Raw genomic sequence first — 13965 nt, forward strand, 5'->3', positions numbered from 1 at the left:
GAACCCTATTTAGTATTCAAATAATACGCACCGGTCTGGTGCAACTGCTCTTCAGCGCTTTCAATGCCGGCAACAGCCTGTTTACCCGCTTTAGCCAGTAACTGTTCTACTAGAATTTCAATCAGCGCAATCGCCGCAGTACTGGAGGGAAAGAAAGAGGGAGTTTCAGTTGAAAAAACCAGGATGCAGTCCGCATCTTGGGCGATGGGTGCGACGATGCTGTCACAAATGGCCAGCACCGGGCAGCCCGCATGACGAGCAGCCTTCGCGGCCTGAATCGCTTCCCTGGAATAGGGAGCAAAACTAATGATAACTAATGCATCGTCTTTCTTTATAGAACGCAAATCCATTTCCAATGTGCCGGCATCGCCTCGCATGACACTTACCGACGTGCGGAACAAACGGTATAAATATTGGAACGTAAATGCGGATGCGAATGAGATCCGAAACCCGGCAATGTGCACGTGCGCTGCGTTGGACAGTAGATCGACCGCAGCCAGCAGGCGATCGGCGTTCAGGTCAGTAAGCCGGTTAATGTTACGGACATGTGCCGCTATGTTTTTATCCAAGATATCGAGCGAGTTCTTACTTCGTATTACTTTTCGCGCCTGCTCTGTATAACGCCGGGGCGCCAGTCTCATTCTTTGCGCGAACACGTCTTTGAGCGAATTCCACCCATCGTATCCCAGCGATTGGGCCAGGCGTACCAGTGTGGCGGGCTGGACGCCGGCTTGGGCGGCGATCTTGCGCATGGAAGATATTGGGATCTCTGCCGGCGAATCGATCAAGTATCGTGCGCCGACCTGAAACTGCGCGGTCATGCCAGGGAAATCATGTTGTATGCGCTTGACCAGCTCGTCCAGCGTATCGGGGGGGGGATTATATTGGTATGTCATGAAGAGCCAGTGGCAGACCTCGCGTGCGACGCGGGGAAATTGCCTTCCGCACATCGTGTGATAACAGCAACAATAATAATGAATAAATCGGGGGCGAGCTGAAAGCGCACGTGATTATATTGATTTGGTTGTTGTCTTGTATATCATATTGGAACATTTGTTGAATTTTTAGCGATTCAAGGGCACCCATGACCCACGTCTTTCAGCGTAACCCAAAACAACATCTCGATCTTGCTATACGCGGCCAAGGCATCGAACTGTTCGATCAGCATGGCAAAAGCTATATCGACGCGTCGGGCGGAGCAGCAGTCTCGTGCCTGGGGCATGGGCATCCCGTCGTAATACAGGCAATCAAAGATCAGCTCGATAAAGTGGCCTATGCACACTCGTCTTTTTTCACGACGCAGGCGGCCGAGGATCTGGCCGATTTCCTTGCTGCGCGTTCTCCGGATGGGCTTGACCATGTGTATTTTTTGTCGGGCGGGTCAGAAGCCGTAGAGGCCGCTCTGAAGTTGGCTCGTCAATACTTTGTTGAAACTGGACAGCCGAAGCGCAGTCAATTTATCGCGCGACGCCAAAGTTATCATGGCAATACCCTGGGCGCTCTGGCCATAGGCGGTAATGCATGGCGGCGCGAACCGTTTCTGCCTTTGCTGGTGCCCGCGCATCACGTTTCGCCGTGTTACGCGTATCGTGACCAACTGCCAGGCGAAACCGAAGAACACTATGCCGAGCGCCTGGCGCAAGAGCTCGAACAGAAGATTGTCGAAATAGGTCCCGAGAATGTTGCGGCCTTTGTTGCAGAAACGGTTGTGGGGGCGACCGTGGGCGCTGTAGCGCCTGTCAAGACCTACCTGCAGCGTATACGGCAGGTATGCGATCGCCACGGCGTGCTACTGATACTGGATGAGGTCATGTCGGGCATGGGTCGTACAGGACATTTGTTCGCATGTGCTGAAGACGGGGTCGTTCCGGATATCATCACGATTGCAAAAGGGCTGGGTGCCGGTTACCAGCCTATAGGGGCCATGATGGCCAGCAGCAGAATCTACGATGCCATCGTAGCTGGCACTGGTTTTTTCCAGCACGGACATACCTATATGGGTCATGCTACTGCTTGTGCCGCCGCCCTGGCGGTTCAACAGCTTATCGAACGCGATCGTTTGTTGGAAAACGTGTCGGCGCGGGGCGAGCAGTTGCGCGCCGAATTGCGCGTGGCTTTCGCTCGGCACCCCAATGTGGGTGATATACGGGGCCGTGGGTTATTTGTCGGGGTGGAGTTTGTTCAGGATACGTCCACTAAAACAACGCTGGACCCTGCAAAGAAAACCCATGTACTGCTTAAGAAGCAAGGCATGCGCAACGGCCTTATGATGTATCCCATGGGCGGCACGGTTGATGGCGTACAAGGCGACCATGTCCTGCTTGCGCCGCCTTTTATTTGCACAGAAGCTGATATCAGCGAAATCGTCGCGCGCTTCGTCAGCACGGTTACTGAAGTATTGCCTGCTTAAATCAAGGAAGTCACCACATGGCCCGTTTACCGTACGCCGATCTGGCTCACCCCGAAGTCAGCCCTTTAGTCGACCAAATCGTTGCCGAGCGTGGTAGCGTACTGCACCTTTACCAGATGCTGCTGCAAAGTCCGCCAATAGCTCGGGGCTGGCTCAATCACTTAACCGGTATTCGTCACCATAGTTCGCTTGCGGGCGACATACGGGAAATGGTGATCATGCGTATCGCTATCATCAACGGGGCGCCCTACGAGGCCGATCAGCATGCGCCTATCGCCTTGAAAGAAGGCATGACGCAAGCACAGCTTGACGACCTCGGCCAATGGGAATCCTCGTCGCTATTCAGTGACAAAGAACGGGCGGTGCTTAACTACACAGATACGATGACACGCCATGTTCAAGTGCCGGATGCAGTTTTTGCGGCAGTAAAACCGCATTTCGAGCCGCGTCAATTGGTCGAGCTGACTGCCACGATCGCGACCTACAACATGGTGTCCCGCTTTCTTGAGGCCCTGCAAATTCATTCAGATGACGCCCGGGCAACGTAGCACGGGTCAGTTATCGAGCGCAGCTGTTCAATCGTACGACGACCATCACACAGATGCTGTCCCGACTAATGGGGCGGTTTTCTGTTTGTATTTCAGCGGCCCCACAAAACGTCAGGTTTATTTGAGTCGGCGTTGAGCACGCGGGCGAGTACAAAACATAGGTCGGATAAGCGGTTCAGATACTGGATAACCGGTGCATTGACCGGTTCGCTGCGGTTCAAGCTAATGACGGCGCGTTCTGCGCGCCGACAGACGGTGCGGGCGACATGGGCGAGCGCAGCTGGACGAGTGCCTCCGGGTAAAATGAATTCTTCAAGCCTGCCCAGCCTGGCATTGTGTTCGGCGAGCGCTTCGTCCAAATACAGGACGTGATCATTGTTGACTGCCGTATGGCCTGGAATGCAAAGTTCGGCACCCATATCGAAAAGGTCGTTCTGTACCCGGCCCAGCAGTACATCGATGGCGTGGGGCAGAGGCTCGGCGCGCAATACGCCAAGATTGCTATTCAATTCATCGACTTCGCCCAGGGCGGCGATTCGAGGGGAGTCTTTGTCTACCCTGCTTCCATCGCCTAGTCCTGTCGTGCCTTTGTCGCCGGTACGGGTCGTAATTACTGAGAGGCGCGTTGCCATGAGGAGACTCCTGATTGTTTGCCGATCATTGCCGGTTATAGCCGGATGCGCGCACAGTGCTATGCTTGAAGCGTAATTTGTTTGTGGAGTTTAGCTTATGCCGTTCGTAAACCAGCGGGCATTACAAGCCATGGCCGCCGTACTTGCCTTGACCTCTTTTTATTCCACCAGTGCAGTTGCCCAGGAAGGGACTGCATCGGGCGAAGTCCGCCGCATTGATATCGAGGCTGGCAAGATAACCATCAAGCATGGTGCCATCTCCGAGCTCCAATTACCGGCCATGACGTTGGTCTACAAGATAGACCCTGCATTGCTCAAGGATATAAAGCCTGGGGACCGCGTGAGCTTTACCGCCCGGCGCGAAGCCGGCCAGTATGTGGTCGTTAGTATTTCGAAGTAGCTGCCTGGTTGCTCTTACAGGAAGCCAGTTTGGGCAACGGGTACCGGACGCCAGGAACTAAACGTTCCGGGCGTCGGCTGCTAATTACAGAACGTAGCGCGAAAGATCCTGATCGCTTGCCGCTTCTTCGAGCTTGTCATTGACGTAGGCCGCGTCAATAGTAATGGTTTGACCACTGCTGGCCGACGCGTCGAATGACAAGTCTTCGAGCAGTTTTTCCATCACTGTGTATAAGCGGCGAGCTCCGATGTTTTCGGTTCGCTCGTTTACGTCGAACGCCAGTTCTGCCATACGCTGTATGCCTTCATCAGTGAAGTCGAGCTTGACCTCTTCGGTGGCCAGCAAGGCACGGTATTGTTTGGTCAGTGACGAATCTGTGTCACACAAAATACGTACAAAATCGCCGGCGGTCAGTGAATCGAGTTCGACGCGAATGGGAAAGCGTCCCTGCAGCTCGGGAATCAAATCGGAAGGCCGCGACAGGTGGAACGCGCCGGAAGCGATAAATAAAATATGGTCTGTACGTACCACCCCGTATTTCGTATTCACGGTGGTGCCTTCAACCAGGGGAAGGAGGTCGCGTTGAACACCCTGGCGCGATACGTCTCCGCCCTGATGCTCCTGACGGGTCGCGATCTTGTCGATTTCATCCAGGAAGACGATGCCATTTTGTTCGGCATTGAACACCGCGGCGGTGCGTAGGTCTTCTTCGTTGATACGGCGACCGGCTTCTTCTTCTGCGAGCAGCTTGAAGGCTTCTTTCACCGACATCTTGCGCGTCTTTTTCTTGTCGCGGCCTAGCCCTGCAAACATGCCTTTCAACTGCTCGGTCATTTCCTCCATGCCAGGAGGGGCCATGATTTCCATTTGGGGCGCTGACTGGGCAACTTCAATTTCGATTTGCAGATCGTCAATCGCACCCTCCCGCAGCCGTTTGCGAAAAGTCTGGCGGGCGCTGTTTTCTGTGCGGTCTGGTTCGCCCTGCGCATTGCGAGGGGGCGACACGAGTACATCGAGGATGCGGTCTTCAGCGGCATCTTCGGCTTGCGTTCTGACGCGGCGCATTTCCACATCGCGTGTCTGTTTTACCGAAATTTCAACCAGGTCGCGAATAATGGTGTCGACATCGCGGCCTACATATCCAACTTCCGTAAATTTTGTGGCTTCTATCTTGATGAAGGGCGCATTGGCGAGTTTCGCCAATCGTCGGGCAATTTCTGTTTTACCGACGCCGGTGGGGCCAATCATGAGAATATTCTTGGGTACGATTTCGTTGCGCAAGGGTTCGGGCACTTGTTGGCGCCGCCAGCGATTGCGCAAGGCAACGGCCACGGATCGCTTGGCGCGATTTTGGCCGACAATGTTCTTGTCGAGTTCGGAGACGATTTCTCCGGGTGTCATGTTGGTAAAGGACATATTTGCTCTATGTGTTGGATGCGAAAACGATGCGCATGCAGCGCAGGGCACTCTTCACAGAGTTTCGACAACGTGGTTCTGATTGGTGTAGATGCACAGATCGCCCGCGATCTGCAGAGATTTTTTCACGATCTCTGCGGGCGGTATATCAGTATTCTGAAGCAAGGCCAAGGCTGCGGACTGCGCATAGGCACCGCCCGAGCCGATGGCCGCGATGCCATGTTCGGGCTCGAGGACGTCACCGTTTCCGGTAAGGACCAGTGTGTGGTCGCGGTCGGCGACGATCAGCATGGCTTCTAGGCGGCGCAGGACACGGTCGGTGCGCCAGTCTTTGGTAAGTTCTACCGCTGAGCGCATCAGGTTGCCCTGGTATTTTTCCAGCTTCGCCTCAAAACGTTCCTGCAATGTGAACGCATCGGCCGTCGCGCCGGCGAAGCCCGCTAGAATCTTGTCGTTGTACAGGCGACGTATTTTGCGCGCTGTACCTTTGATGATGATGTTGCCCAGTGTTACCTGACCATCGCCGCCCAAGGCGACCTGATCGCCGCGGCGGACACAAATAATAGTAGTGGCGTGAAATTGTTCCATGGATCCTTCCTTTGAACTGTTTACTTGGGGGCAATGACCCAAAGTTCAAGAGGAAGTCCATGGCAACGCCAGGGCCGTCGCCACGGCGACAAGCCCAGGCTTTTCAGGCGAGTTAATCGCCGTACAATTTCTGACGCATTTCCCGCCGTTCTTGTGCTTCGAGGGATAATGTTGCCGTCGGACGCGCCAGCAGGCGTGGGATGCCGATGGGTTCACCGGTTTCTTCGCACCAGCCATAATCGCCTGCATCGATGCGTGTTATGGATTGCTGCACCTTCTTGAGTAACTTGCGTTCGCGGTCGCGCGTGCGCAGTTCGAGCGCATGCTCTTCTTCGATCGTTGCACGATCGGCCGGATCCGGCACAAACTGAGTTTCCCGCAGGTTTTCAGTTGTCGTTCCTGCGTTGGTAAGAATTTCTTGTTCCAGCTCTTTCAGGCGATTCCGGAAAAAGGCCAATTGAGCTTCATTCATGTAGTCAGACTCTGGCATTGCCAGAAGTTCGTCTTCTGTTGGCAAGTGGATCTGACTCTTTGCGGCGGCTGATTTGCTTGCCATGGTGTGTCCTTTTATTGTCGTGTTGGTGCTTGGAACCGTGGATGCGTCCTTGTTACGCAACCCGGTTCACTATCAAACCAAACATTGTTCCAGGCCCCGAGTAAAAATTTCTTGGGGAAGTTTACGGCCAATGAACACCATTTTGGTATTAGGCTTTTCACTGGATAGCCAAGGCTTGCCAGGTTCTGCACCCATCATCATGTGCACTCCCTGGAAAAGCATTCGGCGGTTTATTCCCTTCAGGTACAGAATTCCCTTATAGCGCAGCAGATCGGGACCGTATACCTGCACTATGCCGCCCAAGAATTCTTCGAGCCGTTCAGGATCGAACGCTTTCTTGGACCGAAATACGAAAGCCCCGATCTCGTCGTTATGAGGAGCGTGGTGATCATGGTGTTGGTGGCTGCAATGATCATTGCAGTCGCCTTCGTGGTCATGGTCGTGATCGTGACTGTGATCGTGGTCATGATCATGGGCTGCATCGGGGTGTTCGTTTGCGAGAAAGTCCGGATCGATGTCCAGTATGGTATTCAGATTGAATCCGCTGATATCCAGCAGTACTTTCAGATCGGTTTCGCCAAAATTGACGGGAGTAATCGAGGCACGCGGATTAATTCGTACAAGGCGGGCGCGCAGGGACTGATAGTCGACATCGTTGACCAAGTCTTTTTTCGATATCAAGATACGGTCGGCAAAGCCCACTTGCTTTTGCGCTTCCTCTTGCTTGTCGAGCGTTTCCATGCCGTGTTTGGCGTCTACCACTGTGATGACGGCATCCAGACGGTAATAGTCCGCGATCTCGTCATCCATGAAGAAGGTTTGGCACACAGGACCGGGGTTTGCCATGCCAGTCGTTTCGATAATGATCCGTTCGAACGACAGCTGACCCTCTTGGCGACGTACGCGAAGGTCGTTAAGCGTGCGCATCAGGTCGCCTCGGACCGTGCAACAGATGCAGCCGTTGCTAAGTTCGATGATCTCTTCTTCGCTGTCCTGGACGAGCAACTCGTTGTCGATGCTTTCTGGCCCGAACTCGTTCTCGATGACGGCAATCCGGCGTCCGTGGTATTCGGAAAGGATTCGTTTGAGCAGGGTGGTTTTGCCTGCCCCAAGGAAACCGGTAAGGATAGTCACCGGCACCATTTTGTCTGGGCTAATAGCGGGTTTCATTGTAGGCCTCGCATGGCGCGGGTCTGATTTATATGACGCCGTATAAGATGGCGGCTATATCATAAATTTCAATCCGCGCAAAAAAAACATAACGTGCGATTACATCACAGCATACGCTTTAGAGCAAACACCGAGTGGAAAACTTGCATCCCCTTGAAATAAGTCGCTAAAAAAGCAAGCCTACCCGCGAGATGGTCAGGCGTTGTGTGCGTGTACGTGACCATGGCTAGCGCTATGCCCCCGGCATTTATTGCATAGCGCCCTGAGTTCAGTCTCGTGACTGGAAAGCACGAATCCGGCTGCAGCAACCTTGCCCGCCAGCTGGCGGCTGAGCTCTGGATCGCTTAATTCGGCAACCGCGCCGCATTGGGTACAAACGACCAGCAGGTCGTGTGGTTCACCCGCTGCATCCAGGCACGCGGTCCACGCATTAATGGCGTCAAGGCGGTGAACCAAGCCTTCGTCCACTAAAAAATCCAGGGCGCGGTAAACGGTCGGTGGCGCGGCTCCAGGCTGAACCGAACGAATCAGTTCCAGCAACTCGTATGCCTTCACGCTGCGTTGCTCGGCAAGTAGTATTTCGAGCACCTTGCGCCGTATGGGCGTGAGCCGCTTGCCGCGCTCGGCGCACAGCGAGTCGGCGGTACGTAGCTTTGCCGCAATGGCAGGCGGTGAAGTCGAATATTTGGCAACCATGACGCTCTGATTTGAGGAACACATTGGGGACGTATCTTACAGATCTACGGGCGGCACTATGCACGCGTCTTCAGTATGTTATAACATAACACCAGCCTTTCATCCTTACTCACTCATTTTGCGGATTCATGCGCCGAACCCTTTTCGCTTCGTCCCGTCAAACAAACGCCTACCGTGGCTCCGCCTTGCTGGCGTCATGTATTCGCCGGGCGGCCCACATATTGGTTGCGGTGGCTTTTCTGTGGTTGCTTACTGGCTGGGCCCTGGCATGGTGGTAAGGCGCAGACCATGAATCACGCTGTTATCGAACTGGACCAAGTCTCGTTAGGTTGGCGTGACCGTGTGGCCGTTCGCGACGTAAGCGGTGCTTTTGCGCAAGGCTCGCTTACCGCTATTGTCGGACCGAACGGCGCTGGCAAGTCTACCCTTGTCAAAGGAATAATGGGTCTGGTCAGTCCTCTACGGGGCCGGATCCGGCTCGCCGGTAATTCCCGACACCAAATAGCCTGTCTGCCGCAGCTTGGCGAGCTGGACCGCAGTTTTCCCATCAGCACCTATGACCTCGTTGCCATGGGCGCATGGCGCCGAGTGGGGGCCTGGAAGGGTTTTGATAAATCGGAACACGAGCGCGTGCAGGCGGCCCTAACGACGGTCGGGCTTGCCGATTTCGGGCCCCGTATTATTGGTACCTTGTCGGGTGGGCAAATGCAGCGAGCGCTTTTTGCACGGTTGCTTTTGCATGATGCGACCACGCTTTTGCTTGATGAACCTTTTGCAGCAGTAGACCGCCACACGACTGAAGACTTGATGGCTCTATTACAGGAGTGGCATCGCGAGGGGCGTACTGTCATAGCAGTGCTGCATGACCTTGACATGGTGCGTGCCTGCTTTCCTGAAGCGTTGTTGATGGCCGGACAGGCCGTGGCGTGGGGTCCAACCAGCGAAGTCCTGACGCCGGAAAACCTGCATCTGGCTCGCCACTTATGCGCAGGAGACTATCTGTGATGTGGCTTTTTGATTTTCTATTGGGACCATTTATAGACTACGGCTTCATGCGGCGCGCGCTGGCGGGTGCTCTGGCATTGGCATTCGCCGCGGGTCCTTTGGGTGTGTTCCTGGTTCTGCGTCGCATGAGCCTCATGGGCGACGCAATGGCGCACGCCATTCTTCCCGGCGTCGCGGTAGGTTTCTTGACGGCGGGATTGTCCCTTAGCGCAATGACCATCGGGGGCATGATCACAGGTCTGGTCGTAGCGCTTCTGGCGGGCGCCGTTGCGCGTCTTACCCCACAACGCGAAGACGCCAGTTTCGCGGCGTTTTACCTGGTATCCCTTGGGCTGGGAGTACTGCTGGTGTCTTTGCGGGGTTCAAACATGGATTTGATTCATGTGTTATTTGGCACGGTATTAGGGCTGGACGACGCCTCGTTATTGCTCGTTACCTCGACCTCCACGGTGACCCTGCTGATTCTCGCGATAATCCTGCGGCCGCTGGTTGTGGAATGTCTTGATCCGTTGTTCCTGCGAGGTGAAGGCAGGGCCGGTTCATTGATTCATGTCGCTTTCTTAGTGTTGCTGGTCATGACGTTAGTGGCGGGGTTCCAGGTGCTGGGGACCCTTATGGTGGTGGGCATCATGATGCTGCCGGCGACCGCTGCCCGATTCTGGGCCCGCTCGGTCGGAAGTCAAATGGTTTTGGCGGCCGCTATAGGTAGTGTTTCGTCATATGCAGGCCTGCTGCTTTCTTACTATGCCAACGTGCCGGCTTCGCCTTCGATCATTTTATCGGCCGGAGCGGTGTATTTCTTTTCTGTGTTCTTTGGTCCTCTGGGCGGGCTTCTGCAAGCAGCAAAACAGGCCCATGCCCGGCATCGTGGTTTATCCCACATCTCGGAGCGCGTTTAATGTCAAAGGTTCGTAACGCCGCAATGGCGGTGAAATTGTCACGGCGTAGTGTGTTGGCTTTACTGAGCGGGGCTTTTCTGGCGGTGTTGTCGCCTACGGTTTCCGCTGCCGAAGAACCACCCCTGAGGGTGGTGGCCAGTTTCTCGATCATCGGCGATATGGTCAAGGAAATCGGCGGCGAGCACGTTTCTCTGACCACCATTGTGGGGCCCAACGGCGATGCGCATTCGTTCGAGCCCACTCCGCGGGACGTCAAAGCATTGTCTCAGGCGCAGGTCCTGGTGATTAACGGTCTGGATTTCGAGGGCTGGCTGCCTCGTTTGATCAACGCCGCCGGATTCAAGGGAGCTCAGGTCCTCGCCTCCGATGGGGTGGTGCTCCGCAGCTTGGGGGATGGCAAGACAAAAGACGAGATCGCGGTGGGCAGCGCCGGCAAGCCTGACACGACTAGTGCCAAGCACGATCATGTTCATGATAAGCACGGGCACGGCGATATCGATCCTCACGCTTGGCAAAGCCTGAGCAATGGCATGAAATACGCGAAAAACATAGCCGATGGCTTGTCGTTGGCTGATCCTCGCCGTAGCGGTTATTACCAAAGTCGTGCCGAAATTTATATCGGCCGGATGGAAAAGCTGGATGCCGAAATAAAGCAGGCGTTCGAAAGTATTCCTCAGGACCGGCGCAAGGTCTTGACCTCGCATGATGCGTTCGGCTATTTTGCAGAGGCCTATGGCATACGGTTCATTTCGGTTGTTGGCCTTTCCAGTCAAGCCGAGCCCTCGGCCAGCGAAGTGGCAAACATTATCGACCGGGCGCGCAAAGAGAAGGTTTCCGGAGTGTTTATGGAAAACACCACAAACTCCAGGTTAGTGACCCAAATCGCCCGTGAAACCGGATCGAAAGTAGGGGGTAGCCTGTATTCCGATGCGCTGGCACCACCCGATCAACCGGCTTCCACCTATTTGGGCATGTTCAGTTGGAACGCCGGTCAACTGATTTATGTGTTGACGCCCGCAGACTAAACGCGGCGGAAAACTCCCTTAGCGTTTACGGTTGGCGCGGGGATGGGCCTGATCGTAGACGGCCGCCAGATGCTGGAAATCCAGCCTTGTATATATCTGGGTCGTCGATATATTGGCGTGCCCCAGCATTTCTTGTACGGCGCGCAAGTCTTGCGAGGACTGCAACATATGCGTGGCAAAGCTATGGCGCAGACTATGCGGGTGGACATGAACCGGCAGTCCCACCAGTGTGGCCAGTTTGTTCAGTTGAAGCTGTACCACCCTGGGGCTGATGCGTTTGCCGCGTGCACCCAAGAAGAGCGCCGCGGTCGTGTCGGGGTCATCCGCGGCGCGCGCTGGCAGCAACTGGTCTCGCATGGCAAGCCATCGCTCGGTGGCGGCAATGGCTTTGCTGCCCAATGCCACGCTTCGCGTTTTGCTGCCTTTGCCTTTAACGATGGCCTCGCGCTCTGCGAGCTGGATCCAGCTTTGCGATTGATATTGATCGTGACGGCTATAGCGCCAATCGAGCGTCACCAACTCAGCCAGCCGTAGGCCGCTGGAATACAGTATCTCGAACATGGCTTGATCTCGGCATTCGATCGGAGTATTGGGTTCGGGCAGGTTTGGGCGGTCAAGCAACACTTGGGCTTGTTCTACCGATAGTGCTTTGGGCAGACCCCGAGCCGCCTTGGGGCCGCGTACGCCTGCAACAGGATTGCATTCCAGCGCGCCTGTCGTCGCGCGCCACTGGTAGAAGCCGCGCCAGGCGGCCAGCGCACGGGCCAAGCTGCGTGGTTGGAGGCCTTGGCTATGCAAACGCGCAATGGCATGCCGTATATGACTCTCAGTAAGGTCGTCCGGAGTGGTCTCGGGATGACATTGAATCAAATGCCAAAGGTCTTGCCGGTATCCTGCCAAAGTATGGGGGGAGTAACGGCGATTGGCTTGCAGGTGAAGCAGCCATTGCTCCATCGCGGCAGGCAAGGCGTGCATAAAATGGCCTACGCCCGCTCTTGTGGAACGGGGTTTTGCAAACGCAGCAAGCTTGCACTTGCGAGCTCGTTGATGGTGTCCAGGAAGGCGGTGCCCATATCGCTTGAGAAGCGCTCGGCGTCGTCGGACCCGAGTACCAGTAGCCCCAATGGTTCAGTATGGCCGGTTGGGCGAAGGGCGATTATGGCAAGCGAAGCTGGCGAGGTACCCAACCATGCCGCCGCTTCCTGATCTTGTAGCGGGCCGCAGTAAGGTTTGGTAAGGTTGCGGGCATAGGTTCGTATCGAGTCGTTTACGTCTTGCGCGAACTCGCTATCGTCAAGCCTGGCCAGATCCCAGACTCGCAATGCAATCGTAGGAAGGTCGAATAGGTCGCCCAGGCTGCGCACAATGTGTGCAGGTATTTGCAGCGCGTCGTCCTCGGCCAGCATGCGACAGCACCAGCGGGTCAGGGTATTGCTGATTTTTTCGTTTCCGCTGGCGTTGTGCACCAGCCCCGAAAGCTTCCATTCCAGGTCTTTGCTGCGGGCGCGCAGAGTCAGGATCTGACGCTCTCCTAGCGAAATGGCGCGGGTTTCGTTGGGATGAGGGACACGCAAATTTGCAAACAATTCGGCATGTTGCTGGAAAAACTCGGGGCGCTCTTTCAGGAATGCTGCGATATCGTCGGCGGAGAAGCTGCTTGCGGTCATGGGTGTTGTGTTTCCTTGGTATTGAACTGGTCGGTAAGTGCGTCAATATCGACCTGGCCGGTGAAAACCGTGATGGCCGGGCCGCTCATGCGCAGGGTATTGTTGTTCCATGAGACGGTAAGCGGGCCGCCTCGGGTATGAACCAGCACAGGGCTATCCAGGAGCCCGCGGCGAATACCGGCGACGACGGCGGCGCAGGCGCCAGTGCCACAGGCCAGGGTCTCGCCTGCGCCACGCTCGTAAACTCGCAGCTTGATGGTGCGCCGATCGATGACTTGCATGAATCCGGCGTTGACGCGTTGTGCGAAACGCGGGTGCGATTCAATCAATGGCCCGACCTCGCGCACCGGCGCGGTCAGGATGTCGTCGACCACTTGAACCGCATGGGGGTTCGAAATCGCGACGAGAGAAAGCTGGACATCGTCGTGACCTGGCAGCGGCAAGGTCCAGAGAGTATCGTCGCCAAGGCGCGCCGACTGCAGCCCATTAGTGTCGAAGGCTACCGCGTCAGGTTCGAATCGGGTCTGACCCATTTCAACCGATACGTCTCCGGAATCGGAGCGGGTCAAGGAGATAAGGCCAGTACTGATTTCGGCAAGCAAGGGGTTGCGCCCCGATAAGCCTTGCTCGTGCACGAAGCGAACAAAGCAGCGCGCGCCGTTGCCACAGTGCTCGACTTCGCTGCCATCGGCATTAAATATCCGGTAGCGAAAGTCGGCTTCGGGATGGGAGGGCGTTTCGACCAGCAGCAACTGATCGGCGCCGACACCAAAGTGGCGGTCTGCGAGGGCGCGAGCGCGTTCAGGCGTCATGGCGATGGATTGCCGCACGCCATCGAGCACAACAAAATCGTTGCCGGCGCCATGCATCTTTGCGAAGTTCCAAATCATGGTGAGATTATCGCGGATTACACTGCGTTTGTCCGCAAAGTCCACTGTATTTTCAGGCCGGAA

16 protein-coding genes are annotated in these 13965 nt (G+C 55.6%); 6 read left to right on the forward strand and 10 right to left on the reverse strand.

The genetic code is table 11. The features are described 5' to 3' along the window. Window positions 1–5: 5 nt before the first annotated feature. Window positions 6–896: a MurR/RpiR family transcriptional regulator gene (locus EKL30_RS06555; protein ID WP_126706381.1), complete on the reverse strand. Its 891-nt coding sequence runs from the start codon at window positions 894–896 to the stop codon at window positions 6–8. 188 nt (window positions 897–1084) lie between these two features. Here EKL30_RS06555 and EKL30_RS06560 point away from each other — a divergent pair, with 188 nt between their 5' ends. Further along, window positions 1085–2410, forward strand: a complete 1326-nt coding sequence (locus tag EKL30_RS06560) for an aspartate aminotransferase family protein (protein WP_126706382.1) — start codon at window positions 1085–1087, stop codon at window positions 2408–2410. Between the two features lie 17 nt (window positions 2411–2427). After that, window positions 2428–2958: a carboxymuconolactone decarboxylase family protein gene (locus tag EKL30_RS06565; protein WP_126706383.1), complete on the forward strand. Its 531-nt coding sequence runs from the start codon at window positions 2428–2430 to the stop codon at window positions 2956–2958. Between the two features lie 92 nt (window positions 2959–3050). Here EKL30_RS06565 and EKL30_RS06570 read toward each other — a convergent pair whose 3' ends face one another. After that, a complete protein-coding gene (locus EKL30_RS06570; RefSeq protein ID WP_126706384.1) occupies window positions 3051–3590 on the reverse strand; it encodes a cob(I)yrinic acid a,c-diamide adenosyltransferase in 540 nt (179 codons plus the stop codon). Window positions 3591–3720: 130 nt separating this feature from the next. Between EKL30_RS06570 and EKL30_RS06575 the strand changes: the two genes are divergently transcribed. Beyond that, on the forward strand, window positions 3721–3990 hold the full coding sequence (locus EKL30_RS06575) for a copper-binding protein (RefSeq protein WP_370246238.1): 270 nt from the start codon (window positions 3721–3723) through the stop codon (window positions 3988–3990). 84 nt (window positions 3991–4074) lie between these two features. Here EKL30_RS06575 and hslU read toward each other — a convergent pair whose 3' ends face one another. The 5 genes from hslU to EKL30_RS06600 form a co-directional block, all read right to left on the reverse strand. Then, window positions 4075–5406: an ATP-dependent protease ATPase subunit HslU gene (gene hslU, locus EKL30_RS06580; RefSeq protein ID WP_126706386.1), complete on the reverse strand. Its 1332-nt coding sequence runs from the start codon at window positions 5404–5406 to the stop codon at window positions 4075–4077. Between the two features lie 54 nt (window positions 5407–5460). Next, the gene (hslV, locus tag EKL30_RS06585) at window positions 5461–5994 is read right to left on the reverse strand and encodes an ATP-dependent protease subunit HslV (RefSeq protein ID WP_126706387.1); all 534 of its coding nucleotides are present in this window, start codon (window positions 5992–5994) and stop codon (window positions 5461–5463) included. Window positions 5995–6106: 112 nt separating this feature from the next. Next, complete coding sequence (dksA, locus tag EKL30_RS06590) at window positions 6107–6550, reverse strand: RNA polymerase-binding protein DksA (protein ID WP_126706388.1); 444 nt, start codon at window positions 6548–6550, stop codon at window positions 6107–6109. 72 nt (window positions 6551–6622) lie between these two features. Continuing rightward, window positions 6623–7720: a GTP-binding protein gene (locus tag EKL30_RS06595; RefSeq protein WP_126706389.1), complete on the reverse strand. Its 1098-nt coding sequence runs from the start codon at window positions 7718–7720 to the stop codon at window positions 6623–6625. Window positions 7721–7915: 195 nt separating this feature from the next. Continuing rightward, entirely contained in the window at window positions 7916–8416 is a 501-nt protein-coding gene (locus tag EKL30_RS06600; protein WP_126706390.1) for a Fur family transcriptional regulator, read from the reverse strand. A gap of 288 nt (window positions 8417–8704) precedes the next feature. Between EKL30_RS06600 and EKL30_RS06605 the strand changes: the two genes are divergently transcribed. The 3 genes from EKL30_RS06605 to EKL30_RS06615 are packed head-to-tail and all read left to right on the forward strand — an operon-like array spanning window position 8705 to window position 11345. Continuing rightward, window positions 8705–9421: a metal ABC transporter ATP-binding protein gene (locus EKL30_RS06605; protein ID WP_126706391.1), complete on the forward strand. Its 717-nt coding sequence runs from the start codon at window positions 8705–8707 to the stop codon at window positions 9419–9421. Further along, window positions 9421–10320 (forward strand): metal ABC transporter permease, encoded by a 900-nt coding sequence (locus tag EKL30_RS06610; protein WP_126706566.1) that lies wholly within the window; start codon window positions 9421–9423, stop codon window positions 10318–10320. The genes EKL30_RS06605 and EKL30_RS06610 overlap by 1 nt, the downstream gene beginning before the upstream one ends. After that, window positions 10320–11345: a metal ABC transporter substrate-binding protein gene (locus tag EKL30_RS06615; protein ID WP_126706392.1), complete on the forward strand. Its 1026-nt coding sequence runs from the start codon at window positions 10320–10322 to the stop codon at window positions 11343–11345. Before EKL30_RS06610 ends, EKL30_RS06615 begins: the two co-directional genes overlap by 1 nt. Before the next feature lie 18 nt (window positions 11346–11363). On the opposite strand, the gene xerC is transcribed toward EKL30_RS06615, so the two are convergent. The 3 genes from xerC to dapF are packed head-to-tail and all read right to left on the reverse strand — an operon-like array spanning window position 11364 to window position 13920. Beyond that, a complete protein-coding gene (xerC, locus tag EKL30_RS06620) occupies window positions 11364–12320 on the reverse strand; it encodes a tyrosine recombinase XerC (RefSeq protein ID WP_126706393.1) in 957 nt (318 codons plus the stop codon). Window positions 12321–12328: 8 nt separating this feature from the next. Further along, the gene (locus EKL30_RS06625) at window positions 12329–13012 is read right to left on the reverse strand and encodes a DUF484 family protein (RefSeq protein WP_126706394.1); all 684 of its coding nucleotides are present in this window, start codon (window positions 13010–13012) and stop codon (window positions 12329–12331) included. After that, a complete protein-coding gene (gene dapF, locus EKL30_RS06630) occupies window positions 13009–13920 on the reverse strand; it encodes a diaminopimelate epimerase (protein ID WP_126706567.1) in 912 nt (303 codons plus the stop codon). The genes EKL30_RS06625 and dapF overlap by 4 nt, the downstream gene beginning before the upstream one ends. Window positions 13921–13965 lie beyond the last annotated feature (45 nt).

Source organism: Candidimonas sp. SYP-B2681 (assembly GCF_003971065.1).
Classification (GTDB): domain Bacteria; phylum Pseudomonadota; class Gammaproteobacteria; order Burkholderiales; family Burkholderiaceae_B; genus Pollutimonas.

Bases quoted from the DNA above. Each gene is read 5' to 3' on its own strand.
- EKL30_RS06555 (WP_126706381.1), bottom strand. From the start codon at position 896: ATGACATACCAATATAATCCCCCCCCCGATACGCTGGACGAGCTGGTC.
- EKL30_RS06560 (WP_126706382.1), top strand. From the start codon at position 1,085: ATGACCCACGTCTTTCAGCGTAACCCAAAACAACATCTCGATCTTGCT.
- EKL30_RS06565 (WP_126706383.1), top strand. From the start codon at position 2,428: ATGGCCCGTTTACCGTACGCCGATCTGGCTCACCCCGAAGTCAGCCCT.
- EKL30_RS06570 (WP_126706384.1), bottom strand. From the start codon at position 3,590: ATGGCAACGCGCCTCTCAGTAATTACGACCCGTACCGGCGACAAAGGC.
- EKL30_RS06575 (WP_370246238.1), top strand. From the start codon at position 3,721: ATGGCCGCCGTACTTGCCTTGACCTCTTTTTATTCCACCAGTGCAGTT.
- hslU (WP_126706386.1), bottom strand. From the start codon at position 5,406: ATGTCCTTTACCAACATGACACCCGGAGAAATCGTCTCCGAACTCGAC.
- hslV (WP_126706387.1), bottom strand. From the start codon at position 5,994: ATGGAACAATTTCACGCCACTACTATTATTTGTGTCCGCCGCGGCGAT.
- dksA (WP_126706388.1), bottom strand. From the start codon at position 6,550: ATGGCAAGCAAATCAGCCGCCGCAAAGAGTCAGATCCACTTGCCAACA.
- EKL30_RS06595 (WP_126706389.1), bottom strand. From the start codon at position 7,720: ATGAAACCCGCTATTAGCCCAGACAAAATGGTGCCGGTGACTATCCTT.
- EKL30_RS06600 (WP_126706390.1), bottom strand. From the start codon at position 8,416: ATGGTTGCCAAATATTCGACTTCACCGCCTGCCATTGCGGCAAAGCTA.
- EKL30_RS06605 (WP_126706391.1), top strand. From the start codon at position 8,705: ATGAATCACGCTGTTATCGAACTGGACCAAGTCTCGTTAGGTTGGCGT.
- EKL30_RS06610 (WP_126706566.1), top strand. From the start codon at position 9,421: ATGTGGCTTTTTGATTTTCTATTGGGACCATTTATAGACTACGGCTTC.
- EKL30_RS06615 (WP_126706392.1), top strand. From the start codon at position 10,320: ATGTCAAAGGTTCGTAACGCCGCAATGGCGGTGAAATTGTCACGGCGT.
- xerC (WP_126706393.1), bottom strand. From the start codon at position 12,320: ATGCACGCCTTGCCTGCCGCGATGGAGCAATGGCTGCTTCACCTGCAA.
- EKL30_RS06625 (WP_126706394.1), bottom strand. From the start codon at position 13,012: ATGACCGCAAGCAGCTTCTCCGCCGACGATATCGCAGCATTCCTGAAA.